The organism is Brevundimonas vancanneytii (genome assembly GCF_901421975.1).
In the GTDB taxonomy this organism is placed as follows: domain Bacteria; phylum Pseudomonadota; class Alphaproteobacteria; order Caulobacterales; family Caulobacteraceae; genus Brevundimonas; species Brevundimonas diminuta.
The window spans coordinates 3,207,582-3,232,190 of sequence record NZ_LR588407.1 but is presented as its reverse complement, the minus strand read 5'-3'; the positions used below and the strand labels follow the sequence as shown (position 1 = coordinate 3,232,190).

25 protein-coding genes are annotated in these 24,609 nt (G+C 68.4%); 8 read left to right on the top strand and 17 right to left on the bottom strand.

Annotated elements, in window-relative coordinates; all coding sequences use genetic code 11:
- Window positions 1-40 precede the first annotated feature (40 nt).
- A complete protein-coding gene (gene rdgB, locus FGL25_RS16025; protein WP_128719172.1) occupies window positions 41-643 on the bottom strand; it encodes an RdgB/HAM1 family non-canonical purine NTP pyrophosphatase in 603 nt (200 codons plus the stop codon).
- A gap of 440 nt (window positions 644-1,083) precedes the next feature.
- Between rdgB and FGL25_RS16020 the strand changes: the two genes are divergently transcribed.
- The 3 genes from FGL25_RS16020 to FGL25_RS16010 are packed head-to-tail and all read left to right on the top strand — an operon-like array spanning window position 1,084 to window position 2,573.
- Window positions 1,084-1,698: a DUF2975 domain-containing protein gene (locus tag FGL25_RS16020; RefSeq protein WP_052748002.1), complete on the top strand. Its 615-nt coding sequence runs from the start codon at window positions 1,084-1,086 to the stop codon at window positions 1,696-1,698.
- Between the two features lie 24 nt (window positions 1,699-1,722).
- Window positions 1,723-1,956: a helix-turn-helix domain-containing protein gene (locus FGL25_RS16015; protein ID WP_003166522.1), complete on the top strand. Its 234-nt coding sequence runs from the start codon at window positions 1,723-1,725 to the stop codon at window positions 1,954-1,956.
- A gap of 2 nt (window positions 1,957-1,958) precedes the next feature.
- Window positions 1,959-2,573, top strand: coding sequence for a Smr/MutS family protein (locus tag FGL25_RS16010; RefSeq protein WP_088491475.1), 615 nt, complete (start codon window positions 1,959-1,961; stop codon window positions 2,571-2,573).
- On the opposite strand, the gene ccmB is transcribed toward FGL25_RS16010, so the two are convergent.
- Together ccmB and ccmA are read right to left on the bottom strand one after the other, a co-directional pair.
- Entirely contained in the window at window positions 2,570-3,235 is a 666-nt protein-coding gene (ccmB, locus tag FGL25_RS16005; protein ID WP_138142252.1) for a heme exporter protein CcmB, read from the bottom strand. The two genes, FGL25_RS16010 and ccmB, sit on opposite strands and share 4 nt — an antisense overlap.
- Window positions 3,232-3,852 (bottom strand): heme ABC exporter ATP-binding protein CcmA, encoded by a 621-nt coding sequence (gene ccmA, locus FGL25_RS16000; RefSeq protein WP_138142251.1) that lies wholly within the window; start codon window positions 3,850-3,852, stop codon window positions 3,232-3,234. The genes ccmB and ccmA overlap by 4 nt, the downstream gene beginning before the upstream one ends.
- A 186-nt stretch (window positions 3,853-4,038) precedes the next feature.
- On the opposite strand from ccmA, the gene acnA reads away from it, so the two are divergent.
- The 3 genes from acnA (at window position 4,039) to FGL25_RS15985 (ending at window position 7,869) form a co-directional block, all read left to right on the top strand.
- Window positions 4,039-6,744 carry an aconitate hydratase AcnA gene (gene acnA / locus FGL25_RS15995; protein WP_046652657.1) on the top strand — a complete coding sequence of 902 codons (2,706 nt, stop codon included), beginning with the start codon at window positions 4,039-4,041 and terminating at the stop codon, window positions 6,742-6,744.
- A gap of 173 nt (window positions 6,745-6,917) precedes the next feature.
- A complete protein-coding gene (locus tag FGL25_RS15990; protein ID WP_165906558.1) occupies window positions 6,918-7,385 on the top strand; it encodes an antitoxin Xre/MbcA/ParS toxin-binding domain-containing protein in 468 nt (155 codons plus the stop codon).
- A 7-nt stretch (window positions 7,386-7,392) separates the two neighbouring features.
- The gene (locus FGL25_RS15985; RefSeq protein WP_046652659.1) at window positions 7,393-7,869 is read left to right on the top strand and encodes an RES family NAD+ phosphorylase; all 477 of its coding nucleotides are present in this window, start codon (window positions 7,393-7,395) and stop codon (window positions 7,867-7,869) included.
- 6 nt (window positions 7,870-7,875) lie between these two features.
- Here FGL25_RS15985 and FGL25_RS15980 read toward each other — a convergent pair whose 3' ends face one another.
- Window positions 7,876-8,769 (bottom strand): hydrogen peroxide-inducible genes activator, encoded by an 894-nt coding sequence (locus FGL25_RS15980; protein ID WP_046652660.1) that lies wholly within the window; start codon window positions 8,767-8,769, stop codon window positions 7,876-7,878.
- Window positions 8,770-8,996: 227 nt separating this feature from the next.
- Between FGL25_RS15980 and FGL25_RS15975 the strand changes: the two genes are divergently transcribed.
- Window positions 8,997-9,551: a peroxiredoxin gene (locus FGL25_RS15975; protein ID WP_128719178.1), complete on the top strand. Its 555-nt coding sequence runs from the start codon at window positions 8,997-8,999 to the stop codon at window positions 9,549-9,551.
- 264 nt (window positions 9,552-9,815) lie between these two features.
- Complete coding sequence (locus FGL25_RS15970) at window positions 9,816-10,349, top strand: carboxymuconolactone decarboxylase family protein (RefSeq protein ID WP_128114734.1); 534 nt, start codon at window positions 9,816-9,818, stop codon at window positions 10,347-10,349.
- A 77-nt stretch (window positions 10,350-10,426) separates the two neighbouring features.
- Here the strand turns inward: FGL25_RS15970 and FGL25_RS15965 are convergent, their stop codons facing one another.
- From FGL25_RS15965 to FGL25_RS15905, 13 genes are all read right to left on the bottom strand, one after another.
- Window positions 10,427-10,846, bottom strand: coding sequence for a helix-turn-helix domain-containing protein (locus tag FGL25_RS15965; RefSeq protein WP_138142250.1), 420 nt, complete (start codon window positions 10,844-10,846; stop codon window positions 10,427-10,429).
- 101 nt (window positions 10,847-10,947) lie between these two features.
- A complete protein-coding gene (gene lnt, locus FGL25_RS15960) occupies window positions 10,948-12,537 on the bottom strand; it encodes an apolipoprotein N-acyltransferase (RefSeq protein WP_088410758.1) in 1,590 nt (529 codons plus the stop codon).
- A complete protein-coding gene (ybeY, locus tag FGL25_RS15955; RefSeq protein ID WP_138142249.1) occupies window positions 12,534-13,004 on the bottom strand; it encodes an rRNA maturation RNase YbeY in 471 nt (156 codons plus the stop codon). Before ybeY ends, lnt begins: the two co-directional genes overlap by 4 nt.
- Window positions 13,004-14,011, bottom strand: coding sequence for a PhoH family protein (locus FGL25_RS15950; protein ID WP_088491473.1), 1,008 nt, complete (start codon window positions 14,009-14,011; stop codon window positions 13,004-13,006). Before FGL25_RS15950 ends, ybeY begins: the two co-directional genes overlap by 1 nt.
- A 104-nt stretch (window positions 14,012-14,115) precedes the next feature.
- A complete protein-coding gene (miaB, locus tag FGL25_RS15945) occupies window positions 14,116-15,507 on the bottom strand; it encodes a tRNA (N6-isopentenyl adenosine(37)-C2)-methylthiotransferase MiaB (protein WP_138142248.1) in 1,392 nt (463 codons plus the stop codon).
- A 58-nt stretch (window positions 15,508-15,565) separates the two neighbouring features.
- On the bottom strand, window positions 15,566-16,036 hold the full coding sequence (locus tag FGL25_RS15940; RefSeq protein WP_003166535.1) for a Fur family transcriptional regulator: 471 nt from the start codon (window positions 16,034-16,036) through the stop codon (window positions 15,566-15,568).
- Window positions 16,037-16,073: 37 nt separating this feature from the next.
- Window positions 16,074-16,508 carry a ribosomal protein S18-alanine N-acetyltransferase gene (gene rimI, locus FGL25_RS15935; RefSeq protein WP_138142247.1) on the bottom strand — a complete coding sequence of 145 codons (435 nt, stop codon included), beginning with the start codon at window positions 16,506-16,508 and terminating at the stop codon, window positions 16,074-16,076.
- Window positions 16,505-17,203, bottom strand: coding sequence for a tRNA (adenosine(37)-N6)-threonylcarbamoyltransferase complex dimerization subunit type 1 TsaB (gene tsaB / locus FGL25_RS15930; protein ID WP_138142246.1), 699 nt, complete (start codon window positions 17,201-17,203; stop codon window positions 16,505-16,507). The genes rimI and tsaB overlap by 4 nt, the downstream gene beginning before the upstream one ends.
- A gap of 58 nt (window positions 17,204-17,261) precedes the next feature.
- Window positions 17,262-17,630, bottom strand: a complete 369-nt coding sequence (locus FGL25_RS15925) for a helix-turn-helix domain-containing protein (RefSeq protein ID WP_046652671.1) — start codon at window positions 17,628-17,630, stop codon at window positions 17,262-17,264.
- Window positions 17,631-17,690: 60 nt separating this feature from the next.
- The gene (locus FGL25_RS15920) at window positions 17,691-18,275 is read right to left on the bottom strand and encodes a helix-turn-helix domain-containing protein (RefSeq protein ID WP_252970228.1); all 585 of its coding nucleotides are present in this window, start codon (window positions 18,273-18,275) and stop codon (window positions 17,691-17,693) included.
- Window positions 18,276-18,336: 61 nt separating this feature from the next.
- Window positions 18,337-18,894, bottom strand: coding sequence for a NifU family protein (locus FGL25_RS15915; RefSeq protein WP_046652673.1), 558 nt, complete (start codon window positions 18,892-18,894; stop codon window positions 18,337-18,339).
- Window positions 18,895-19,052: 158 nt separating this feature from the next.
- Complete coding sequence (locus FGL25_RS15910; RefSeq protein ID WP_046652674.1) at window positions 19,053-19,520, bottom strand: universal stress protein; 468 nt, start codon at window positions 19,518-19,520, stop codon at window positions 19,053-19,055.
- A 215-nt stretch (window positions 19,521-19,735) separates the two neighbouring features.
- The gene (locus FGL25_RS15905; RefSeq protein WP_138142245.1) at window positions 19,736-24,598 is read right to left on the bottom strand and encodes an NAD-glutamate dehydrogenase; all 4,863 of its coding nucleotides are present in this window, start codon (window positions 24,596-24,598) and stop codon (window positions 19,736-19,738) included.
- Window positions 24,599-24,609: the final 11 nt, after the last annotated feature.

The following is a 24,609-nucleotide window of genomic DNA, read 5'->3' as shown; positions in this document are numbered from 1 at the left end:
GCCGCCTTGGCGCAGGGCCGCGGCTCGTGCGGCGGGCGTCTCAGTCAATCAGCGCCGCCTTGAGGCGGGCGAAGGCGCGCGCGCGGTGGCTGAGAGCGTCCTTCTCGACCGGATCCATCTCGCCGAACGTCAGTTCCGAGCCTTCCGGCCGGAAGATCGGATCATAGCCGAAGCCCCGGTCGCCGCGCGGCGGAAAGACCAGTTCGCCGTCGATCCGCCCCTCGACCACCACGCAGGGGCCGTCGGGCCAGGCCACGGCCAGGGCCGAGGTGAACCAGGCGCGGCGGTCCGTCGAGCCGATCTCCTCCAGCCGCTGCTCGACCTTCTTCATGGCCAGTGCGAAATCCTTGGTCGGCCCGGCCCAGCGCGCGGAATAGATGCCCGGCGCCCCGTCCAGGGCCGCAACCGACAGGCCGGAATCGTCAGCCAGGGCGACCTCGCCCGAGGCCTGGGCCGCGTGACGCGCCTTCAGCATGGCGTTGCCGACGAAAGTGCTCTCCGTCTCGTCCGGCTCGGGCAGATTCAGCTCTCCGGCGGTGACGATCGTGTAATGTCCATCCAGCAGCGCTTCGATCTCGCGCGCCTTGCCCGGATTGTGGGTGGCGGCGACGAGCCGCATCCCCTTGATCAGCTTGAGATTCATGGCGCGACCTTAGTCCCGTCCGGTCCATTGCGAAATGGTAACATCGTTAAACGATATGTAAGTTGGCTTTCGTCGGCGCACGACCTATCTTCATTTTCAAGGACGGACGGCCGCACCGTTCAAACGAGAGAAATATCTCGCAACAATGATCCAGCGGCACAACAAATACGCACAAAAAACGTGCATTGATGGAGAGACCGATATGCAAGCCATGCACAAGACCAATCTGATGGACCGTCTGGCTCACAGCCTGGGCAACGCCTTCCTGCTGGCCGCCCTGCCCGTCGCGGCGATCGCCCTGATCGTTCAGAGCTTCTGATCCTGCAGAGTTCGAGGGGGACTTTGACGATCGCCATGAACGCCGTGAAGAATAGAGCCGTGCGCGGGTCGGCCGGACCCGCCGCGGCGACGGCGCCCCTGTCCCCGGCCTGAGACGCCCGATGACGCGCTTGCGGAAACCGAACCGGCTCGCCACCGCCGCCCAAACCCCGCTTCGCGCCGCCCAACTGCGGACGCCGAACCTGAGGACCATCGGTCCCGGCTCCGTCGCCAGCCTGCTGAAGATCGCGCTGGACGTGGCCTATGTGGTGATGATCCTCGTCACCGGCCTGCTGCTGCTTCTGTGGGTCGCCTCCATCTTCATACCCATCGACAATCTGAACGTGACCGTCTCGGACGGCGCGGACGGCCGCGAGATGCCGCTGACGCGTCCGCTGCTGCTGTTCGCCCTGGGCGCCCTGAGCGCCTATTTCGGCGGCTTCCTGATCATCCTGCGCCATCTGCGCAAGATCTTCCGCACCCTGACCCTGGGCGACCCGTTCCAGCCGGACAATGTGCGCCGCCTGCGCCATGTCGGCCTGATCCTGGCCGTCGTCACCGGCGGGGTGTGGATCGTGCAGGGGCTAGTGGCGTCGCGCCTCGCCCCCGGCGTCATGGAGCCTCAAGGCGTCAGCGACCTGCTCACGCCCGTCTTTTCCGTCCTGGTCGTCTTCGTCCTGGCCGAGGTGTTCCGCGAAGGCGCCCGTCTTCGTCGCGAATCCGAACTGACGATCTGATCGAGAAACGCTAAAGCTCCCCCCATGGCCATCCGCGTCCAACTCGACCGCATCCTCGCCCAGCGCCGCATGTCGCTGACGGAGCTCGCCGACCGCGTCGGCGTGACCGTCGCCAACCTGTCCATCCTCAAGACGGGCAAGGCGCGCGCCGTGCGCTTCTCCACCCTGGACGCCCTGTGTCGCGAGCTGGACTGCCAGCCCGGCGACCTGCTGGCCCATGAGCCCGGTCCGCCGGACGCCTTCGACGACGAGGGCTGAGCGTGGCCCGCCCCCCTTCGGGCAAGGGACCGCCGAAAGCTGCGACCGGCGACGACGACAAGCGCATCTGGAACCGCGTGACGTCCACGGTGACGCCGCCCGTGCGCCGCAAGGCCGCGCGCGTGACGCCCGGCGCCGTCATTCCTGCGCTTGGAGAGGAAGCCGCGCCTCTCGTCGCGCCGCTCCCGCGCGGCGTTACGGGCAAGAAACGCGCGACGGCCCTGACGCCCGCCTCGGCCGGACGCTCAGCGACGCCTCCGCCCCCGAAGGCCGCGGCGCCACGCCCGCGCCACGCGCCCGAAGAGCTTGAGCCGCGCCGTCAGCGCCGCCTGTCGCGCGAACGCGATCCGATCGAGGCGCGCATCGACCTGCACGGCTTCGGCCGCTTCGAGGCCGAGGATCAGCTGCGCGGCTTCCTGATCGGCTGCCAGATGCGCGGCCTGCGCTCGGTGCTGGTCATCACCGGGCAGGGCAGGCGCGGCGGCGGCGTCATCCGCGCCTCGGTCCATGAATGGCTGACCGGGCCGCATCTGCGCGGCGTCGTGTCCGGCTTCGCCTCGGCCCATCAGCGCCACGGCGGCGACGGGGCGCTCTATGTGACCCTGAAACCGCGCTAGCCCTGCGCGTTCTTGACCGCCGCCGCGCCCGCAACCGGCGCGATCACCAAGGCGAACAGGACATAGGCGCCCAGCAGGGCCAGCGCCGAGGCCGGGCTCTGCCCGCTGGCGGCGCGGGTCAGGGCGCCCGCGCCGAACACCACCGGCGGGATGAACAGCGGCAGCACCACCACGGCGATCAGCAGACCGCCGCGCCGCGCGCCCAGCGCCAACGCCGCGCCCAGCGCCCCGGTGAAGGCGAACCCCAGACCGCCCAGCGCCGCCGAGGCGCCAGTCAGCACGATCAGTTCCGGCGGCTGGCCCAAGGCCAGGGCCGCGACGGGCGCGGCCAGCGCCAGCGGCAAGCCGGTCGCCAGCCATTGCGCCAGAGCCTTGATCGCCACCAGGGCCTCCAGCGGCAGCGGCCCGGTCGCCAGCAGATCCAGCGCCCCGTCCTCCAGATCGCGCTCGAACATCCGCTCTAGCGACAGCAGGGAGGCCAGGGCCAGCGCCATCCAGCTGGCCCCCGAGGCCGCCGGGGCCAGAACGCGCGGATCGCCCCCCGCCGCCAGCGGCAGGATGGCCGTCAGGCACAGCAGGAAGCCGCAGGCCAGCAGCGGCCCGCCGCCGCCGCCCCAGGCCAGCGACAGTTCGCGCGCGAACAGGGCGCGCACGGCCGTCATCGGGCGCCTCCGAGATCAAGAGGGCGGGCCGGAACCGGCAGGGGGTCGTGCACGGCGGCCAGGATCATGCCCCCGCCCGCCAGATGCTCGGCCATCAGTTCGGCGGCGACGCCGCGCCACGCCTCGTCCAGCGGGGCCAGCGGCTCGTCCAGCAGCCACAGGGCGCGCGGGGCGGCGACCAGACGGGCCAGCGACAGCCGCCGCCTCTGCCCCGCCGACAGCTTGCGCGTCTCCAGATCCATCAGGGGCGCCAGCTTCAGCCGCTCGACGGCCGCGTCCATGGCGGCGGCCGATCCGCCCAGCCATTCGACCTGAAAGCCCAGTTCCTGCCGCGCCGTGCGCTGGGGCTTCAGACCCTCGTGATGGCCCAGCAGGTGAAGCGCCGAGCGCCGGGCCGTCTCGGCCTCCACCGCACCGTCGGCGTCATGAAAAACGACCGCGCCCGCATCGGGCCGGATGAAGCCCGCCACGGCGCGCAACAGGCTGGTCTTGCCCGCGCCGTTGGCCCCGGTCAGGGCCGCCGCCTCGCCCGCCGACAGGGCGAAGGACAGGTCGCTGAACAGCCGGCGTTCGCCGCGCGACAGGCTCAAGCCCTGAATGTCCAGACGGATCAGCACTTGCGAGTCTCTATCAATGTCCACGTCGAAGGTGTGGATACATGGACGGCCCTCGCGCGCGGGACTATATGCGCTAGCGCCGCAGCAGGCTTTCGCCGCGCGCGCCGGGGACCTGTGCGCCCCGACGTCCAGCGCGCGAAGGCGCAACCGAATTGTCGGGCGGCGTTTGTCAGAGGACTACTCTCCATGCCGTCGATTGACAGCCTCAAGACCCGCCAAGACCTCGCGGTCGGGCGCAAGAAATACGCCTATTACAGCCTTCCCGCCGCCGAGGAAGCCGGTCTGGCCGGGATTTCCCGCCTGCCGCGCTCGATGAAGGTGCTGCTGGAGAACCTGCTGCGCAACGAAGACGGCGTCTCCGTCACCGAGGACGACCTGAAGGCCGTCGCCGCCTGGATCGAGAACAAGGGCGCCGTCGAGCACGAGATCGCCTTCCGTCCGGCCCGCGTGCTGATGCAGGACTTCACCGGCGTTCCGGCCGTCGTCGACCTGGCCGCCATGCGCGATGCGATGGACAAGCTCGGCGCCGACGCCAAGAAGATCAACCCGCTGGTCCCGGTCGACCTGGTCATCGACCACTCGGTCATGGTCGACCACTTCGGCAACGCCCAGGCCTTCGGCCAGAACGTCGAGCGCGAGTATGAGCGCAACATCGAGCGCTACAACTTCCTGCGCTGGGGTTCGTCGGCCTTCAACAACTTCCGCGTCGTGCCCCCCGGCACCGGCATCTGCCACCAGGTGAACCTGGAGAACCTGGCCCAGACCGTCTGGACCGCCGACGAAGGCAAGAAGACCGTCGCCTATCCGGACACCGTGGTCGGCACCGACAGCCACACCACCATGATCAACGGCCTGGCCGTCCTGGGCTGGGGCGTCGGCGGCATCGAGGCCGAGGCCGCCATGCTGGGCCAGCCGATCCCGATGCTGATCCCCGAAGTCATCGGCTTCAAGCTGACCGGCAAGCTGCCGGAAGGCGCGACGGCTACCGACCTGGTGCTGACCGTCACCCAGATGCTGCGCAAGAAGGGCGTGGTCGGCAAGTTCGTGGAATTCTTCGGTCCCGCCATCGCCGGCATGACCATCGAGGACCAGGCCACCATCGCCAACATGGCCCCGGAATACGGCGCCACCTGCGGCTTCTTCCCCGTCTCGCAGGCCACCATCGACTATCTGACGGCCACCGGCCGCGAGAAGGCGCGCGTCGCCCTGGTCGAAGCCTACGCCAAGGCGCAAGGCCTGTGGATCGACGAGACCTCGGAAGACCCGATCTTCACCGACGTTCTGGAGCTGGACATCTCGACGGTCGTGCCGTCGCTGGCCGGTCCGAAGCGTCCGCAGGACCGCGTTGAACTGACCGTCGCCGCCCCGTCGTTCGAAGAAGCCCTGACCGGCGTCTTCGCCCGTCCGGCCGACGCCCCGCGCGCCGCCGTGGAAGGCGAGAGCTTCGACATCGGCGACGGCGATGTGGTGATCGCCGCCATCACCTCCTGCACCAACACCTCCAACCCGTCGGTGCTGATCGCCGCCGGTCTGGTGGCGCGCAAGGCCAACGCCCTGGGCCTGAAGCCCAAGCCCTGGGTCAAGACCTCGCTGGCCCCCGGCTCGCAGGTCGTCACCGACTATCTGACCGACGCCGGTCTGCAGAAGGATCTGGACGCCCTGGGCTTCAACCTGGTCGGCTACGGCTGCACCACCTGCATCGGCAACTCCGGTCCGCTGGATCCGGCCGTGTCCAAGGCCATCAACGACAACGCCCTGGTCGCCACCTCGGTGCTGTCGGGCAACCGCAACTTCGAAGGCCGGGTGAACCCAGACGTCCAGGCCAACTACCTGGCCTCGCCGCCGCTGGTGGTGGCCTACGCCCTGGCCGGTTCGATGCGCATCGACATCACCAAGGAGCCGATCGGCAAGGACAAGAAGGGCAATGACGTCTTCCTGAAGGACGTGTGGCCGACCTCGGAAGAGATCGCCGCCATCCAGAAGAAGTCGGTCACGCCCAAGATGTTCGCCAAGCGCTACGCCGACGTCTTCAAGGGCGACGAGCACTGGCAGGCGATCGCCGTCACCGGCGGTCAGACCTATGAGTGGGAAGACACCTCCACCTACGTCCAGAACCCGCCCTACTTCGAGGGCCTGACCATGGAGCCCGCTCCAGTCACGGACATCGTCGAGGCGCGTGTGCTGGGCATCTTCGGCGACTCGATCACCACCGACCACATCTCGCCGGCCGGTTCGATCAAGAAGGCCTCGCCCGCCGGTCAGTACCTGACCAACCACGGCGTCGACGCCTTGGACTTCAACAGCTACGGCGCCCGCCGCGGCAACCACGAAGTCATGATGCGCGGCACCTTCGCCAACATCCGCATCCGCAACAAGATCACCCCGGACATCGAGGGCGGCGTCACCAAGCACTTCCCCTCGGAAGAGACGATGTCGATCTACGATGCGGCCATGCGCTATCAGTCGGAAGGCCGTCCTCTGGTCGTCTTCGCCGGCAAGGAGTACGGCACCGGCTCATCGCGCGACTGGGCGGCCAAGGGCACCCGCCTGCTGGGCGTCCGCGCCGTCATCGCCGAGAGCTATGAGCGCATCCACCGCTCGAACCTGGTCGGCATGGGCGTCGTCCCGCTGCAGTTCAAGGAAGACGGCTGGCAGAAGCTGGGCCTGACGGGCGAGGAGATCGTCACCATCCGCGGCCTGACCGACGCCAACGTCGGCAAGCTGAAGCCCCGCCAGGATCTGTGGGTCGAGCTGTTCCGTCCGTCGGACGGCAAGATGGCCCGCTTCCCGGTCCGCTGCCGCATCGATAACCAGACGGAGCTGGACTACTTCAAGGCCGGCGGCGTCATGCCCTACGTCCTGCGCAACCTGGCGCGCGGCGACGAGAAGTAAGCGATCTCAAGCCGCGCAAAAGCGCGTTAGACCAACCAGAATGAAGGCCGGCGGAGCGATCCGCCGGCCTTTTTTTCTTGGACGCCGGTCTACACATTCCGCTCATTCCGGCGTGCTCTTGCCCCCTCGTCGATTGACGCCCATATTGTCGTCATATGACGAAAGCCGCCGCCATGACCGCCCTCGACCTCTACGCCTCGCCCGAGACCCTGCCCGCCAGCGACGCGGCGCGGATCGGCAAGCTGCTGGGCCTGAACGACAATGAGACGATGGACGACGTGGCCCTGGCCGAGCGGGTGTCGCAAGGCTTGAAGCCCGCCGCCGCCGCCGCCCTGGGCCAGGTGATCGGCATGCCCCGCGTGGTCGGCCAGATCATTCCGGAGGCCACGCTGCGGCGCGCCCGCACCAGCCGCAAGCCCCTGTCGCGCGAGATGAGCGAGCGCCTGTACGAGGTCGGCCGCGTAGTCGACGCCGTGGGCCGCGCCTATCGCGGCGACAGCGCCGCCGTCGTCCGCTTCCTGAACCGCCCGCATCAGCTGCTGAACGGCCGCACCCCCCTGGCCATGGCCCAGTCCAGCTCGGCGGGAGCCGAGGCGGTGATCAATCTGGTGCGCCGCGCCGACGCCGGCTTCGCGGTCTAGGTCCGGCATGCACCGTCGGCTGGACGACGCGCTCAAGGGATTCCGCATCGGCGACCCGCGCGGCGAATATCCCATCTGGAGCGACGGCGGCTCGCGCCGGGCGTCCGGCCGCTGGCATGAGGCAGGGCAGCGAGTGATCTACGCCGCCGAGCACTATTCCACCGCCATGCTGGAGAAGCTGGTCCATTTCGGCGGCGAACTGCCGTTGGGCCAGCACCATGTGGAGATCCACATCCCGGCGGGCGTCTCCTATGAAGTGGTCAATCCGGACCTGGTCCCCGGCTGGGCCGAGCCGGGCGGGGCGGCGGCGCGCGCCTTCGGCCGCGCCTGGCATGCGGAAGCCCGTTCGGCCCTGCTGATCACGCCCTCGGTCGTGGCGCGGATGGAGCGCAACTTCGTCTTCAACACCGCCCATCCCGATTTCGCCCGCATCAAGCCGGGGCTGGAGACGCCGGTCTGGTGGGACAGCCGCCTGTTCGGCTGACGCGGCTCAGTCCAGCTTCAGCGCCTCGGCCAGCAGACGCGCCTCAGCGGCGCGGCTGGACCCGGCGCGCCAGGCGACGACGATCTCGCGACGCGGAGCCTCCGCCGAAATCGGGCGGATCACCACGCCCGGATTGTCGGCCAGCCCCGCCTGAACCGCCATCTGCGGCAGGAAGCTGACCCCCAACCCCGAGGACACCATCTGCACCAGGGTGTGCAGGGAGGTTGCCGCGAAGACGTCCTCGCCGCGCGGCGCCTCTATATTGACCGCCGCCAGCGCCTGGTCGCGCAGGCAGTGGCCGTCCTCGAGCAGGATCAGGTCTTCGGCCTTCAACATGCCGTCGGGGATCGGCCCGGCCCCCGCCAGCGGATGATCCACCGGGGCCGCGGCCATGATCTCGTCGTCGCCGATGCGGGCGTGGTCGATGCCGGAGGCCTCATAGGGCAGGGCGATGACGGCGGCGTCCAGATGGCCCGCCTTGAGTCCGGCGATCAGACGCGGCGTCAGATCTTCGCGCAGGAACAGGCGAAGGCCCGGATAAAGGGTCTTCAGCCCCGGCAGGGCGCGCGGCAGCAGGAAGGGCGCGACCGTTGGAATGACGCCCAGACGAAACCGGCCCGACAGCGGCTTGCCCGCATTCTGGGCCGCCTCGACCAGATCCTCGGCGCGAGCCAGCACGTCTTCGGCCCGGCGCACCGCTTCGGCGCCCACGGCCGTCAGGATCACCGCGCCGCGCGTGCGTTCCACCACCGCCGCGCCCAGCACCCGCTCCAGCTCCTGCACCCCCGACGACAGGGCGGGCTGGCTGACGTGGGCGGCCTCGGCGGCGCGGCTGAACGAGCCATGCTCGGCCAGGAGCTTCAGATATTGCAGCTGACGCAGGGTAGGCAGGACGGACATGACTTCACACAGCTATGCGGCCAGAGCTGACATAGGACAAATCTATCATCAGGCCTGAACCAATCGAACTGTCTTATACCAGTTTCGCCTCGATCATAATATAAATCTATTCCATCGAGCAAAATGATCGATTTGACTTAAGCTGCGCCAGGGGCCATCTCATGGCTTCGACGGTTCGCACTCCCCGCGATCCGGCGGTCCATTTTTCTGCATCTAGGAGAAGCGCGATGCTCGGCGTCGGTCAAAAACTGCCTGATTTCAAAATTATCGGCGTCAAGCCGGGCTTCAACAGCCACGAGGAAAACGGCGTGTCGGCGTTTGAAGCCGTCACGCAGGACAGCTTCGAAGGCAAGTGGAAGGTCATCTTCTTCTACCCGAAGGACTTCACCTTCGTCTGCCCGACCGAAATCGCCGCCTTCGCCAAGCTGGGCAAGGACTTCGAGGACCGCGACACCGTGGTCCTGGGCGGTTCGACCGACAACGAGTTCACCAAGCTGGCCTGGCGTCGTGACCACGCCGACCTGAACAAGCTGCCGATCTGGCAGTTCGCCGACAACGGCGGCAAGCTGGCCCGCGCCCTGGGCGTGCTGGACGAAGAAGAAGGCGTGGCCCTGCGCGCGACCTTCGTCGTCGACCCGCACAACGTCATCCAGCACGTCTACGTCACCAACCTGAACGTGGGCCGTTCGCCGGAAGACACGCTTCGCGTGGTCGATGCTCTTCAGACCGACGAGCTGTGCGCCTGCAACCGTCCGGTCGGCGGCGACACCCTGGCCGCGTAAGTACTGGCCCAAGGGTCGCAACGACCAGGCCCGGACCGCGTGAGTAGGGTCCGGGCCGCCCCTCGAAAGAGGCGGCGGCGGGCGACTGTCGCCGCCTTTTTCATGCCTGATGATTTTATTTGGGCGCTATGCTCGGCTCACAGAGCCTCGCGACTTAAGCGCCCATCACGAAATACGGCCCCAAAAGACGGCTCAAGAAGTAAGCGACCGCGTCGCGAACGATAGCCGCTCTTTGAAGCGTCGCTTCCTGAAAGGAACACGAAAATGTCCATCGACGCCCTGCGCGACCTGATCCCGGCCTATGGCAAGGACATCTCGCTGAACCTGTCCTCGCTCGCCAATGAGACCGTGCTGAACGACCAGCAGAAGTGGGGCAGCTTCCTGGCCTCGGCGCACGCCATCGGCGTCGGCCCCGTGGTCAAGCTGATCGAGGCCCAGGCCGCGACGGTCATGACGCCCGAAGCGATGAACGCCGCCAAGGCCGCCGCCGCCATCATGGGCATGAACAACATCTACTATCGCTCGCTACACCTGATGAAGAACCAGGAGTACACGACGCTGCCGGCCAAGCTGCGGATGAACGTCATCGCCAATCCGGGCGTCGACAAGCTGGACTTCGAGCTATGGTCGACCGCCGTCTCGGCCATCAACGGCTGCGGCGCCTGCCTGGACGCCCACGAGGGCGAGCTGCGCAAACACGCCGTGCCGAACGTCCAGATCCAGGCCGCTCTGCGCATCGGCGCCGTGGTCCACGCCGCCAGCCGCATCGTCGCCTCGGAGACGGCGCTGACCGCCTGATCTCAAGCGAGCTCCAAGTCAGGAAAAGGCGCGGATCGCTCCGCGCCTTTTTCTTTGTCCGCTGGCTCGCGACGCCTTCAGCCGTCGTTGTCGACGCCGTCTTCGACCAGCTCGCGCATCAGATCGACCACCAGCTTCTGCTGGCGCGACGACAGGCGCGGCGCCAGACGGCCGATCTCTATGGTCTGACGAGTGGCGGGAAAGTCGTGCACGAAGGGCTCCGCCTCGCCCTCGGCCATACCCGGCTGGACCGCGCCGGTCAGCCCCTCGAAGAAATAGCCGATGTCGACGCGAAAGAAGCGGGCGATGTCCCACAGCTTGGACGCCGAGATCCGATTGGCGCCCTTCTCGTATTTCTGCACCTGCTGGAAGGTGACCCCCAGCGCCTGGCCCAGATCGGTCTGATTATAGCCCAGAGCGATGCGCTTCTCACAGACGCGCCGTCCCACATGCCGATCCACCAGATGGGGACCATCAGCCCCGGAACCCCTGACCATGTCCTGCCCTCTTCCCTGTTTTTCTTGTCGACATGCCGCCGCCCCCGGCCTCTGTCATGCGTTTTCGCGTCTCAGGGGCGCAGTCGCCCCTCACGATATGGTTAACGCGCCGGTCTCCCAATTCCGGCGCGGCCCCGCCCCGCGATCAGCATTATAATCAGCAAGACGGCGAACCCCATATCGCCCCACCGGCCGTAGAGCGTCGGCGGCGCCGCCTGCGGCAGACGCACGTCGATGATCCCCGCCTGGCCGGGGTCCAGCCGCTTGCCCTCCACGATCCGTCCCCAGGGGTCGATCATGGCCGAGACGCCCGTCGGCGTGGCCCGCGCCACCGGCAGACCGGTCTCCAGCGCGCGATAGGAAGCCAGGTTCAGATGCTGGCGCGGACCCGACGTCTTGCCGAACCAGGCGTCGTTGGAGACGTTGACGATCCACGCCGGGCGCGTCGCCGCCGTCGCTGGCGTAAAACCGGGATAGAGGGCCTCGTAGCAGATCAGCGGCTGCACCGGCGGGGCGTTGACCAGGCTAATCGGCGCGGGCGTCGGTCCGGCTGTGAAATCGGCGGGGACGTGGACCAGGCTGCGCACCCCGATCTTGCTCATCAACGCGCCCATCGGCAGGTATTCGCCGAACGGCACCAGCCTGTGCTTGTCGTAGATCGGGCCGATGCGCAGGCCCATCGCCCCTTCGTCATGCAGGGCGAACAGGCTGTTATAATAGCGGGCGCCGGTCTCGGCGCTGGGATCCGGCTCGCCTCGGCTCAGGCCCGCCAGCAGCGTCTGGCCTGTCTGCAACGCAGCGGCCACGGCATAGGCGTCATTGGTGGCGAACAGATCATTGGCCGTGGTCGGCAGGGCGCCCTCGGGCCAGATCACCACGTCGGGCAGGGCGGCGGCGGGCTGGGCGGTCAACTCCAGATAACGACCCAGGATGGCGTGATAGGCCTCGGGGCTCCACTTGTAGTCCTGGGCGATGTCGGCCTGGACCAGGCGCACCAAGGTCGGCGTCTGCACCACCTGCGCCGATGACAGGCGCACGGCGCCGAAAACGAACAAGCCGATCAGGGTCAACGCGCCCAGCCCCGCCGCGATCAGGCGCGGCCGTCGCGGCCCCGCATCCGCCAGAGGCGCCAAGGCGCTGACCGCCGCCACCGTGATCAGGCCCAGCCCATAGACCCCGCCGATCGAGGCGAACTGCGACATGGCCGATCCGGCCGCCCAGCCGGCGCCCGCCGGGTTCCACGGAAAGCCCGTCAACACATGGCCGCGCGTCCACTCCAACAGGGCGAACAGGGCCGCGAACAGCAGGATGCGCCGCACGCCTGCCGGGCTAAAGCGGCGATAGGCCATGGTCGCCAGCCCCCAAAACAGCCCCATGCCCGCCGGCAGCAGGCTGGCCGCAAACGGCGCCATCCAGGCCTGAGCCGGATTGACCAGAAAGGCCTCGGCCACCCACCAGCAGCCGATGAAGAAATAGGCGAAGCCCGCCAGCCAGCCGACCCAGAAACCGCCCTTCATCCCGCCTGAACGATCCGCCAGCAGCAACAGCAGCGGATAGCCCAGCAGCCCCGGCAGGAAACCGAACGGCGGATGGACCAGGGCGGCGCCCGCCCCGGCCAGAAGCGCCAGAGCGATCCGGCCCCAGCGGTTGTTCAGAAGGCCCGCGAACCGGGCGGCGAGCGCCCCGCTCACGCGGCGCCCTCATGCTCGATCGCACCATTCTCGGCGGCATAGGGATCGGCGACGCCCAATTCGCCCAGGATCTCGCGCTCCTCGGCCTCCATCTCCTCGGCCTCGGCGTCGTCCTCGTGATCACGGCCCAGCAGGTGCAGCACCCCGTGGACGACCAGATGGCTCAGATGATCCGACAGGGTCTTGCCCTGCGTTTTAGCCTCCGCCGCGCAATAGGCGTAGCCCAGCACCACGTCGCCCAGATGCGGAAAGGCGCTCTCGGCGGCCGGAAAGGACAGCACGTTCGTCGGCCGGTCCTTGTCGCGAAAGCGCGCGTTCAGATCCTGCACCGCTGCGTCGTCAGCCAACAGCACGACCACATCGCCTTCGATCGTTCCCAGGGCCGCGCTCGCCGCGCGTTCGGCGATCGCCGCCGCCTCGGGCAGGACCTCGGTCCAGCCCTCGCTGTCGATCTCGACCTCGATCATCAGGCGTCGTCCTCAAGGTCGGGGAAGGGGCGGCTGCGCGCGGCGTCGCTGTCATAGGCGCGCACGATGCGCTCGACCATGGCGTGGCGCACCACGTCCTCGGACTTGAACTGCTGCACGCCGACGCCCTCCACGTCCTTGAGGATGCGCAGGGCGTGGGCCAGGCCGGAATCGCGCGGGTTCAGCAGATCGACCTGCGACGGATCGCCCGTCACCACCATGCGCGCGCCCTCGCCCAAGCGGGTCAGCACCATCTTCATCTGCATCCGCGAGGTGTTCTGCGCCTCATCGACGATGATGAAGGCGTGGCTGAGCGTGCGGCCGCGCATGAAGGCGATGGGGGCGGCTTCGATCTCGCCCTTCTCGCGGCGACGGCGCACGTCGTCGACGCCCAGGATGTCGTTCAGCGACTCCCAAATCGGCGCCAGATAGGGGTCGACCTTCTCGTTCAGATCGCCCGGCAGGAAGCCCAGCTTCTCGCCCGCCTCGACCGCCGGGCGGGTGATGACCAGCCGGTCCACCTGCCCCCGCTTCAGCAGGGAGGCGCCGTAGGCCGCCGCCAAAAAGGTCTTGCCCGTGCCCGCCGGGCCGACGCCGAAGGTCAGTTCGCAACGGCCCAGCATCTCCAGATAGCGCGCCTGAGACGCCGTCTTGGGGGCGATAGCGCCGCGACGGCCGACGGGCAGGGCGGCGCCTTCGGGCACGCTGCGTCCCCCGCTGCGGCCCGCCGGTTCGGCGCGGGGCTGGGTCACGGCGGCGCCCAGGGCGGTGCGCACGTCGGCCTCGGTGATCTCGGCGCCCGCCTCGGCCCGGTTCGACAGGGCCTCGATCACCCGGCGCGCCTGGGCGCGATCCCGCGTCGAGCCGTTGATCGACACCCCCCCGCCCGGCGTCTCGACCAGCACCTTGAAGGCGTCCTCGATCAGAGCCAGGTGGCGGCTCTGCGGCCCGATGACGGCGCGCAACGCCTCATCGCTGAGGGACAGGAACTCGGACTCTCGCGCCATGAGATCTCCTTAAGAGTCCCTGTCGCCTCGCATGCGGTGCGAGGCTGCTTGAGGGACGTTATTGCGTGCTCCTGTCCCGCACACGGCGCGTGGCGAAACAGGCGTCAGTTGGTCTGAATCAGGCGGCCGGACAGGCTGTTCTGCTGGCCGCTGATGATCTCGACCGGAACGATCCGGCCGATCAGTTGATCCGCGTCCTCGACGTGGACCGATTGCAGATAGGGCGAGCGGCCGATGGCCTGGGCGCCGTGGCGGCCCTTCTTCTCGAACAGCACCGGCAGGATGCGCCCAGCCAGCGACTGATTGAAGGCGACCTGCTGCTCGGTCAGCAGGCCCTGCAGGGCGTGCAGACGTTCCTTGGCCACGGCGTCCGGCACCTGGGCCGCCATGGTCGCGGCGGGCGTGCCGGGACGCGGCGAATACATGAAGGAGAAGGCGCTGGCGTAGTTCACCCGCCGCACCAAATCCATGGTGTCCTCGAAATCGCGATCCGTCTCGCCGGGGAAACCGACGATGAAGTCGCCCGACAACGCCATGTCCGGCCGCGCCGCGCGGATGCGGTCGATCAGGTCGAAATACTTCTGACGCCCGTGCTTGCGGTTCATCAGGCGCAGGATGCGGTCCGAGCCCGCCTGCACCGGCAGGTGCAGATAGGGCATCAGGGCGTCCAGCTCGCCGTGCGCCGCGATCAGATCGTCCGACATGTCGTTCGGGTGGCTCGTCGTATAGCGGATGCGGTCGATGCCGGGGATGTCCGCCAGGGCGTAGGCCAGCTTCGCCAAGGTGAACGGCTTCCCGTCCGGCCCCTCGCCGTCATAGGCGTTGACGTTCTGGCCCAGCAGGGTGACTTCGCGCACGCCCCGGTCGGCCAGGGCGCGGGCCTCGTCCAGCACGGCCGCCACCGGCCGCGACCACTCGGCGCCGCGCGTATAGGGCACCACGCAGAAGGTGCAGAACTTGTCGCAGCCCTCCTGCACCGTCAGGAAGGCCGTCACCCCGTCCGTGCCGCGCGCAGCGGGCAGGGCGTCGAATTTTTCGTTGGGGGCGAAGTCTGCGCCGATGCGCTCGCCGCGCGCCCGCGCGGTGCGGGTCAGCAACTCCGGCAGCTGGTGATAGGCCTGGGGCCCCACCACCAGATCGACCGCCGGCTGGCGCTTCATGATCTCCTCGCCCTCGGCCTGGGCGACGCAGCCGGCCACGGCGATGGTCATGCCGCCGTCGCGCGCCTCCTTCATCTGCCGCAGCTTGCCGAGTTCGGAATAGACCTTCTCGGCCGCCTTCTCGCGAATGTGGCAGGTGTTCAGGATGACGAAGTCGGCGTCTTCCGGCGTCTCGGTCGGGGCATAGCCCAACGGCCGCAGCACATCGGCCATGCGCTCGGAGTCATAGACGTTCATCTGACAACCGTAGGTCTTGATGAACAGGCGCTTGGGCGCGACGCTCGCGTCAGATGCGCCAGCGTCCGCCGGGGCGGGAAGGTCGAGCGTATCAGTCATGCACGGCTTATGATCGCCGAAATCGACGACGGCAAGACGACGCGAACGCCGACGGCGGTCAGTCTTCGGTCTCGTCGCGCGGACGGCGCTTATAGATTAGGCCTTCGCGCTCCACCGGCTCGGCGCCGGGGATGACGTGGCCGTAGAGCTCCAGCTTATGGCCGACCAGCTCATAGCCCAGCTTGCGCGCGATCTCGGCCTTCAGCCGTTCGATCTCGGCGTCGAAGAATTCAATGACCTCGCCCGTCTTGGTGTCGATCAGGTGGTCATGGTGATCGTCGCCCGCCTCTTCATAGCGGCTGCGGCCGTCGCCGAAGTCGTGCTTTTCGACCACGCCCGCCTCTTCGAACAGGCGTACGGTGCGATAGACGGTGGCGATTGAGATGTGCGGGTCGATCGCCGAGGCGCGGCGATACAGCTCTTCCACATCGGGGTGGTCTTCGGCGTTCGACAGGACGCGGGCGATCACCCGACGTTGCTCAGTCATGCGCATGCCGCGTTCGGCGCAAAGTTTTTCGATCCGGTCCATGGCGGCGAAGATAGGCTGTACCGTCGCCTTATGGAAGCTATTCAGGGAAGTTCAGGACAAGCGTCAGCGCGTCCTCCCGGCGTCCGTCCGTATGCGAATAATAGCCGCGACGGCGGCCCATCTCGACGAAGCCGCTTCGGGCGTAGAGGGCGCGGGCGGCGACGTTGCCCTCGGCCACCTCCAGGAACATCCGCTCGGCTCCCAAGGCGGCGGCCCGCACCACCGCCGCCTCGACCAGGCGAACGCCCAGGCCCGCGCGACGCGCAGAAGGCCGCACCGCCAGGGTCAGGATCTCGGCCTCGTCGACCACGACGCGGATCAGGATGAAGCCGTCCTCCTCGGCCACGGCGAACACGCCCGGCGAAGTCAGCAGTTCGGTCAGGGCCGCTTCATCCCACGGCGCCGCAAAAGCCTCGGCGTGGATCGCGGCGAGACGCCCAGGATCGGCCGTCGGGAAAAGCGGCGCGCTCACGCGGCGGGCTGGCGCGGCTGGCCCGGCAGGCGGCTGGGCGGCGTAGCGTCGGGCGCGCGCAGATAGAGCGGCTGCGGCGGCGACGTCGCCGGATCGGCGGCCAGGGTCAGCGCCGCCACCGCCTCTGGCGTCGGCGCGGGCAGGGGGTGCAAGGCCGCGCCCGCCAGCTCAGGGAAGGTCTCGGCCAGAAGCGCCGCCCCGCTGCCGACCAGGGTCGGCTGTGCGGCTCCGGCGGCGGCCAGGATGCGGTCGCGCGCCGTCTCCAGCGGCAGGGCCTCAGCCTCGCCCAACGGCGCGCCGTCGCAGAACAGGCGCGCATAGACCTGGCCCCGACGCGCATCGATCACGGCGGCGACCATCCCCTTCGCGGGAACCGAGGCGGCCAGGGCGTCCAGCGTAGAGACGCCGACCACCGGCCGATCCAGCGCCGCGCCCAGACCCAGCGCAAAGGCCAGACCGACCCGCAGGCCGGTGAAAGAGCCCGGCCCCACCGTCACGCCGATGCGGTCGATCCCGTCGAAGCCCCCCGCCTCGGCCGCCGCATCGCGCGCCAGACCGCCCAGACGCTCCTGATGTCCCTTGGCCATGACCTCCGCGCGCAAGCCCAAGGCGTAGGGCGGGGCCGCATCCGCCTCGCCCGTGAACACCCCCGCAACGCAGGCGCCCAGCGCCGTGTCGATGACCATGACCTTCATGGTTCTGTCCCTAATGCGAAACCGCTTCGGATGCGACCGCCACGACGCCGGGCGTCGATCAGGCGCCCGCCATGGCCTGGGCGACCCGCGTCAGGGCCCGGCGCGCGCCTGCGTCGGGAATGCGGGCGAAAGCCTCGGCCAGACCCCGCCCCTCGGCGCTGGCCAGAACCGGATGGACCAGCTCGACCTCCCCCTCGACACTGGGGCGCGCGGGAAAGAAATCGGCCACCGAACATCCCATGGCGGTCGCCGCCTGATGCAGGCGCGAAGCAGAGACGCGGTTGGCCCCCGTCTCATATTTCTGAATCTGCTGGAAGCTGACGCCCAGTTCCCGTCCGAGAACGGACTGAGACCAGCCCAGGGCGGACCGCCGGGCGGCGATGCGCAGGCCGACGGCCTGGTCGATATGATGACTGCGACGCGACATGACCCCTCCGATTTCAACCAGAGAGTTTCATGATCTACGCCAAAATACAACTATTTTGTTTCATTCATCGTCGAGGCGGCTGATGATCGCCGACATCGACTGGATATGCGAGCGCGCGATCCGCTCCGACCGATCCAAGCCGCCCGCGCCGAAGACCACCACTTCAGCGTCATCGGCGCGATCATAAAGACGAACCTTCTGAACACCGTCGTCCATCTGGATAATGCAGCCCTGTCCCCGGCGCGGCCAACGCCCCGGCGCATATTCCAGCACCGTCCCGGCGGAGGCCCAGGGCGCCAGCTCATCCGTCTCCAACCGCAGCCGACGCGACGCGATGGGAGCGCCCTCGAACGCCCGGCCGCGCGCCGAAACTCCATTGGCGGCAAGGACTTCAGGTGAAGCCGGCTCGCCTTCCAGCTGCAGGACCAAGGCTTCAGGCGTGGCGTCCAGGGCGCCGGTCAGGCGGCGCTGAACGTCTGGACGGAACAGGCTGGAGCGCTTGCCCGCCTCATACAGGCCCCAGCCCTGGCTGGTCATGCCGATCCGCTGGCCCGCCTCAGCCTGGCTCAGGCCGCGCTCGCGCCGCAGCGTCGCCAGGGCCTCGCCCAGGGCGCGCGCCTGGGATGTCTCGTCCGAACCGCTCATGGCGCCATCATGCCCGACGACGCGCCGTCCGACGAGTGTTTCATGTGAAACAGGGCGGCGCTTACAGCACCTGTTCGACGCTGGTCACTTCGGGGACGTAGTGGCGCATCATCTGCTCGACCCCGGCCTTCAACGTGGCGGAGGAGGAGGGGCAGCCGGCGCAGGCGCCACGCATCCGCAGGCGCAGCACGCCGGTCTCCTCGTCGAAATGGTCGAACAGGATGTCGCCGCCGTCCTGAGCCACGGCCGGACGGATGCGGCTGTCGAGCAGGCTCTTGATCTCGGCCACGATCTCCGTGTCCTCGCCGGCGTCCTCGGTCGCCGTTTCGCCCTCGCGCACCAGCGGCGCGCCCGAGACGAAATGATCCATGATGACCGACAGGATCGGCGCCTTCATCTCGGTCCAGTCCGGGCCGTGGGCCGCGCGGGTGACCGAGACGTAGTCGGCGCCAAAAAAGACGCCCTCGACCCCTTCCAGCTCGAACAGAGCCTCGGCCAAGGGCGAGGCCGCCGCTTCATCGATCGTGCGATATTCCAACACGTCCTGAACCGCGACGTCGCGGCCCGGCAGGAACTTCAGGGCGTTGGGATTGGGCGTGGCTTCGGTCTGGATGAACATGAACCCCAGATGCGCCCTGCGGCGCCATGGTTCAAGTGGGCGTTAAGCCCCAAGGACAGAGCCGACGACGCAACTCTCCATCAACGCCGCTCGGCCTCATGGTCCCGCCCAGGTCGCCCAAGCCGCGAGGCCCCGCGGCCGAGCATAGCGAATCCGGATTACGCCAGATCCAGAATCTCGGCCTCGGTCAGTTCGCCGGGAACGATGGTGACGGGCAGCTTTCGGCCGGTGAGGGCGGCGCCCTGTTTCAATACCGCCGAGACCAGGGGGCCAGGGCCGCGCCCGTTGGCGCCCGCAGCCAGGATCAGGATCTTGATGTCGGGATCATCGCCGACCGCCTTGCGAATGGCGGCCTGGGGATCGCCTTCCTCGATCAGATAGACGGGAGGAGCGCCGGACGTCTCGGCGACCTTTTCGCCCAGCCGGGCCAACAGAGCCTCGGCCTCCTCGCGTTGTTGGCGTCGGATTTCATCGCGGACGCCCGACCAGTGCTCGTCCGATCCGCCGACCAGGGCGCGTAACAGCACCACATGGCCCCCGGTCGAACGCGCGCGGCGCGCGGCGTAGGCCAGGGCCGCGTCCAATTCGGGAGTGTCGTCGACGACGACGAGGAACTTCCTGGGCATGGGCCCTCCGGTTCGCTGAACAGCAAGGGCCACCTAAACCGACCCCGCCCCAAACGCCAAGGCCCGCCCGCCTCGCCAAACGACGAAACGGACGGGCCTTAAAAGCGACTTCACGACCATCGCTCACTTTTCAAACGCCTCATGCGCTCAAGCAGTGAGCGACCGCGTCGCGAACGTAGCGCGTGACGCCGGGCTCTCGCCCGGCGTCACCTCGCTTAGGAAGCTGAAGCCAGCACCTCGCGGATCTCGCCGTTGGCGATGGTCAGCTTGGCGAAGGTCCAGCCGGAGCCCGAAGTCTCGATCTCATCGACCGAGGCGCGCAGGGCTTCCACCTGATCCATGCGGGCGCCGATCCAGGCGTCGACCGCCTGTTCGGCGCTGTCCTCGCCGGCGCCAGCCGCCTGGGCCGAGGCCTTGGCCACGGCGCGGGTCAGCTGCTGCTGCTCGGTCATCAGATCCTGGATCAGGCGACGCACGGCCAGGCGATCGAAGCGATCGCCGGACGGCACCGACCCGGCCGCCACGCGCAGGCGGTCGAAATCGAAGGCGGCGCCGACCTGGTGATAGACGCGGGCCATGGCCGGGGCGTCCCAGCCCAGTTCGCCCGACAGGTCGCCGATGTCGGCCGTGGCCACCATCGGACGCAGCATGGCGATGTCGCGGGCCAGCTCTTCCGGCGCGCCCAGACCGATGAAGGTCTGGACCCGGCCTTCGTAGCGAGCGTGCTCATAACGCGACAACACTTCCGGACCGGCGGCGCGCAGGGCGTCGGCGGCGGGCTGATAGGCGGCGATCATGCCGCCGACCGTCGTCTCGGTGCGAGCCGCGCGGCGCGCCAGCCAGAAGGTCTGGCGACGCAGGACTAGGGCGATCTCCTGATAGAGGGCCGTCTGGGCCTCGGCCGGAATCTTCAGGTCCAGGGCCGACACCGCCTTCCAGGCCTCGTCGAGGCGGAAGACGTGACGCGCGGTCTCGAAGGCCGTGACCATGGCGGCGGTGTCGCATTCCGCCGCCGCACGCAGGCGATCGGGGAAGGTCGGCCCGGCCATGTTGACGATCTCGTTCGACAGCACGGTGGCGATGATGTCGCGACGCAGGCGATGGCCCTTCATATCCTCTTCGAACTGAGCCAGCGGCGCCGGGAAGTATTCCAGCAGCAGGCGTTCGAAGAAGGCGTCGTCCGGCGCCGTCGAGCCGACGATCTCGTCGAACAGCTCGAGTTTGGAATAGGCGGTCAGGACCGCCAGCTCCGGCCGAGTCAGGGCCTGGCCCTGCAGCTTCATCTCGGCGATGCGGGCGTCGTCGGGCAGGTATTCGACCGCCCGGTTCAGCTTACCGATCGACGACAGGTGCTGCATGAAGGCCTGCTGAGAGTCCAGCGCGGCCGCGCCTTCGGCCTGTTGCAGGGTCAGGGCCAGGGTCTGATCGTAGTTGTGGGCCAGCACCTTGTCCGCGACCTCGTCGGTCATCGACTTGAGCAGGGCGTTGCGGTCCTCGGCCTTCAGATGGCCCGAGGCGATGGCGCCGCCGGTCAGGATCTTGATGTTCACCTCGTGGTCCGAGGAGTCCACCCCGGCCGAGTTGTCGATGGCGTCGGTGTTCAGACGCACGCCCGCGCGGGCGGCTTCGATCCGGCCGAGCTGGGTCGCGCCCAGGTTGGCGCCTTCGCCGACGACCTGCGCCCGGATCTCGCCGCCGTTGATGCGGATGGCGTCATTGGCCTTGTCGCCGACCTGCAGGTTCGTCTCGCCGGCGCCCTTGATGTAGGTGCCGATGCCGCCGAAGTAGAGCAGCTCGGCGCGGGCCTTGAGGATGGCCTGCATCAGGGTGACCGGATCGACGCTGTCGGCCTCGATATCCAGCAGCGCCTTGATCTGCGGCGTCAGGGCGATCGACTTGGCCGAGCGCGAGAAAACGCCGCCGCCTTCCGAGATCAGAGCCTTGTCATAGTCCTGCCAGCTGGTGCGCGGCGTCTCGAACAGGCGCTTGCGCTCGGCCCACGACTTCGCCACGTCCGGGTTCGGGTCGATGAAGATGTCGCGGTGATCGAAGGCGGCCACGACCTTGGTCGCCTGCGACAGCAACATGCCGTTGCCGAAGACGTCGCCCGACATGTCGCCGACGCCGACCACGGTGAAGGGCTCGGTCTGGATGTCCTTGCCGAGCTCGCGGAAGTGACGCTTGACCGCCTCCCAGGCGCCGCGCGCCGTGATGCCCATTTCCTTGTGGTCGTAGCCGGCCGAGCCGCCCGAGGCGAAGGCGTCGTCCAGCCAGAAGCCGTAGGATTGGCTCACGCCGTTGGCGATGTCCGAGAAGGTCGCCGTGCCCTTGTCGGCGGCCACGACCAGATAGGGGTCGTCGCCCTCCCAGGCCACGACATTGGCCGGACGCACCGGCGCGCCGTCGCCGACGATGTTGTCGGTGATGTCCAGCATGCCGGACAGGAAGGTCTTATAGGCGCGGATGGCCTCGGCCTGCGTCTCCTCGCGCGTGCCGCCGACCGGCAGCTGCTTGGGATAGAAGCCGCCCTTGGAGCCGACCGGCACGATGACCGAGTTCTTGACCTGCTGGGCCTTCACCAGACCCAGAACCTCGGTGCGGAAGTCGTCGCGACGGTCCGACCAGCGCAGGCCCCCGCGCGCCACCGGGCCGAAGCGCAGGTGCGAGCCCTCGATGTGCGGCGCCCAGACGAAGATTTCTCGGAAAGGCTTGGGCAGGGGCAGGTCGGCCAGTTCCTGACCGGCGATCTTGATCGAGATGTGGGCCTTGGGCGCGCCCTCGGCGTCGACCTGATAGAAGTTGGTGCGCTTGATGCCGTCGATCAGGGCCGCGATGCGGCGCAGCGCCCGGTCGTGATCCAGGCTCTTCACGTCCTGCAGCAGGGTCTCGATCCTGGCGTCCAATTCGGCCACGGCCGCTTCACGCTCGGCGACCGAGCCGCCGTGCGCCGGATCGAACTTGGCCTTGAACAGCGCCAGGATGGCGCGCGCCACGTCGGGATACTCGCGCAGGGCGGCTTCCTGCACCGACTGCGACGGGTCCAGACCCGTCTGCTGGCGATAGCGGGCCAGGGTGCGTATCAGGGCCGCCTCGCGCCAGTCGACGCCCAGCTCGAGCACCAGGCGGTTGAAGCCGTCGCTCTCGGTGCGGCCGTTCCACACGGCCTTGAAGGCCTCTTCGAACGGGGTCTTGAGATCGGCGAACACCAGGTCGGCGCCGCGCGGATCTTCCAGCAGGAAGTCGTGGATGTAGATCGGCTCCTGGCCGATCGTGCGCACGACGTGGTCGGATTCCTCCAGCGTCTTCAGGCCCATGTCGGCCAGGATCGGCAAGACGTCCGACAGCGGCACGGCCGCCCCACGGCGATACAGCTTGAAGCGGAACTGCAGATTGGTCTCGTCGGCCGTACGGAAGGCGCGCACGGCCACCGGCTCGGCGTGGACGCCGTCGGCGGCCGAGCCGTCGTTCAGTCGGTCGAACTGCTCCAGGTCGGCCACGGCCTCGGCCGCGTCATAGCGGGCGCGGAAAGCCACGCCGAAGCCCTCGGCCCAGCGGGCGCTGGTCGGGCCGACAGCGGCCTCGTCCACCCCGGCCAGGCGCAGGGCGCGCTCGAAGCGGTCGATCCAGCTGCGGCCGGCCTCGGCCACCTCGGCCTCAAGCGCCTTCAGATCCGGGATCGGATGATCGCCCGGCGTCACGCCGATGATGTAGTGGACGCGGGTCAGCGGCTGATCGGTCAGCTGCGGATACCAGGCCGAGACGCGGCCGCCCCAGGCCTGGGCCAGGATTCCGCCGATGCGCTGGCGCAGACCGGCGTCGAAACGCTCGCGCGGGATGAAGCACAGCACCGAGACGAAACGATCGAACGGATCGCGGCGCGTGAACAGGCGGATGCGCGGGCGGTCGTACAGGTGCAGGATGCCCAGCGCCGTATCCAGCAGCTCGTCCTCGCCGATCTGGAACAGTTCGTCGCGGGGGTAGTTCTCGAGGATGTTCTTCAGGCGCTTGTAGTTGTGGCTGCCCGGCGTCTTGCCCGCGCGCTCCAGCGCATTGGCGACCTTGCGACGGATCAGCGGCACTTCCTTGGCCATCTTGTCGTAGGCCTCGGCGGTGAACAGGCCGACGAAGCGGGTCTCGCCGGTCGGCTTGCCGTCGGCGTCGTAGCGCTTGACCCCGACGTAATCCATGTAGGCCCGGCGGTGCACGCGCGAGCGCATATTGGCCTTGGCCACGGTGACGGGATCGCTCTCGTCCATCTGGCGCTGCATGGCGGCGGTCAGGACGGCGGGCTCGGAGGCGCGGCGCAGGACGCGGCGCTCGGGATCGCTGAGCACGCCCAGGCCGTCGCTGGACTGGTTCAACGGCGCCTCGGCCTCATAGGAGCCGGACGCGTCACGCGGATAGTCGTAGTCGCGCGCGCCCAGGAAGACGAAATGGTCGCTCTTGGCCCAACGCAGGAACTCGAGGTTCTCCTTCAGCACCTCCGGATCGACGCCCTTCGGCGGGGCGGCTTCAAGACGCTGGACGGCGTCGCGCATGGTCTGGACCATGGCGCCGTGGTCGCGCACGGCGACGCGCACATCGGCCATGGCCTGCGCCAGGCCCTCGCCCAGGGCGTCGCGGCGTTCCTGCGGCAGGGGGTCGATGACGACGATGATCAGGGAGTCGCGACGACCGGCCTCGACCTCGACGATGGGGTGGAACAAGGCGCGGACGGTGACGCCCGCCTCAGCCAGTTCGCCCAGGACGCTGTCGACCAGGAAGGGGTTGTCGTCCTGCAGGATCAGGATCTGGTCATAGCCGGTGTTGACGCCGGCGGCGTCGGCCAGCGGACCGACGGTGATGCGGGCGGGCTCGCCCGCCTTGCGGGCCTCGGCGCCGCGCCAGGCGCCGGCCAGCAGGACCGCCAGGTCGTCTCCGCCCAGCTCGGGCGTCTCATCCGCCGAATAGTCGTCGAAGGCCTGAGCCAGCAGGGTCTTCTCCGCCGCGCCCGGCGGCGCCGCAATCCGCGCGTAGGCCGCCTCCAGCGCTCCCAGGTCGGCGGGAACGGCGGGAACGATGCGCGAAGCAGCGGACATGACTCAGGTCT

Bases quoted from the DNA above. Each gene is read 5' to 3' on its own strand.
- rdgB (WP_128719172.1), bottom strand. From the start codon at position 643: ATGAATCTCAAGCTGATCAAGGGGATGCGGCTCGTCGCCGCCACCCAC.
- FGL25_RS16020 (WP_052748002.1), top strand. From the start codon at position 1,084: ATGACGCGCTTGCGGAAACCGAACCGGCTCGCCACCGCCGCCCAAACC.
- FGL25_RS16015 (WP_003166522.1), top strand. From the start codon at position 1,723: ATGGCCATCCGCGTCCAACTCGACCGCATCCTCGCCCAGCGCCGCATG.
- ccmB (WP_138142252.1), bottom strand. From the start codon at position 3,235: ATGACGGCCGTGCGCGCCCTGTTCGCGCGCGAACTGTCGCTGGCCTGG.
- acnA (WP_046652657.1), top strand. From the start codon at position 4,039: ATGCCGTCGATTGACAGCCTCAAGACCCGCCAAGACCTCGCGGTCGGG.
- FGL25_RS15990 (WP_165906558.1), top strand. From the start codon at position 6,918: ATGACCGCCCTCGACCTCTACGCCTCGCCCGAGACCCTGCCCGCCAGC.
- FGL25_RS15985 (WP_046652659.1), top strand. From the start codon at position 7,393: ATGCACCGTCGGCTGGACGACGCGCTCAAGGGATTCCGCATCGGCGAC.
- FGL25_RS15980 (WP_046652660.1), bottom strand. From the start codon at position 8,769: ATGTCCGTCCTGCCTACCCTGCGTCAGCTGCAATATCTGAAGCTCCTG.
- FGL25_RS15975 (WP_128719178.1), top strand. From the start codon at position 8,997: ATGCTCGGCGTCGGTCAAAAACTGCCTGATTTCAAAATTATCGGCGTC.
- FGL25_RS15970 (WP_128114734.1), top strand. From the start codon at position 9,816: ATGTCCATCGACGCCCTGCGCGACCTGATCCCGGCCTATGGCAAGGAC.
- FGL25_RS15965 (WP_138142250.1), bottom strand. From the start codon at position 10,846: ATGGTCAGGGGTTCCGGGGCTGATGGTCCCCATCTGGTGGATCGGCAT.
- ybeY (WP_138142249.1), bottom strand. From the start codon at position 13,004: ATGATCGAGGTCGAGATCGACAGCGAGGGCTGGACCGAGGTCCTGCCC.
- FGL25_RS15950 (WP_088491473.1), bottom strand. From the start codon at position 14,011: ATGGCGCGAGAGTCCGAGTTCCTGTCCCTCAGCGATGAGGCGTTGCGC.
- miaB (WP_138142248.1), bottom strand. From the start codon at position 15,507: ATGACTGATACGCTCGACCTTCCCGCCCCGGCGGACGCTGGCGCATCT.
- FGL25_RS15940 (WP_003166535.1), bottom strand. From the start codon at position 16,036: ATGGACCGGATCGAAAAACTTTGCGCCGAACGCGGCATGCGCATGACT.
- tsaB (WP_138142246.1), bottom strand. From the start codon at position 17,203: ATGAAGGTCATGGTCATCGACACGGCGCTGGGCGCCTGCGTTGCGGGG.
- FGL25_RS15925 (WP_046652671.1), bottom strand. From the start codon at position 17,630: ATGTCGCGTCGCAGTCATCATATCGACCAGGCCGTCGGCCTGCGCATC.
- FGL25_RS15920 (WP_252970228.1), bottom strand. From the start codon at position 18,275: ATGAGCGGTTCGGACGAGACATCCCAGGCGCGCGCCCTGGGCGAGGCC.
- FGL25_RS15915 (WP_046652673.1), bottom strand. From the start codon at position 18,894: ATGTTCATCCAGACCGAAGCCACGCCCAATCCCAACGCCCTGAAGTTC.
- FGL25_RS15910 (WP_046652674.1), bottom strand. From the start codon at position 19,520: ATGCCCAGGAAGTTCCTCGTCGTCGTCGACGACACTCCCGAATTGGAC.
- FGL25_RS15905 (WP_138142245.1), bottom strand. From the start codon at position 24,598: ATGTCCGCTGCTTCGCGCATCGTTCCCGCCGTTCCCGCCGACCTGGGA.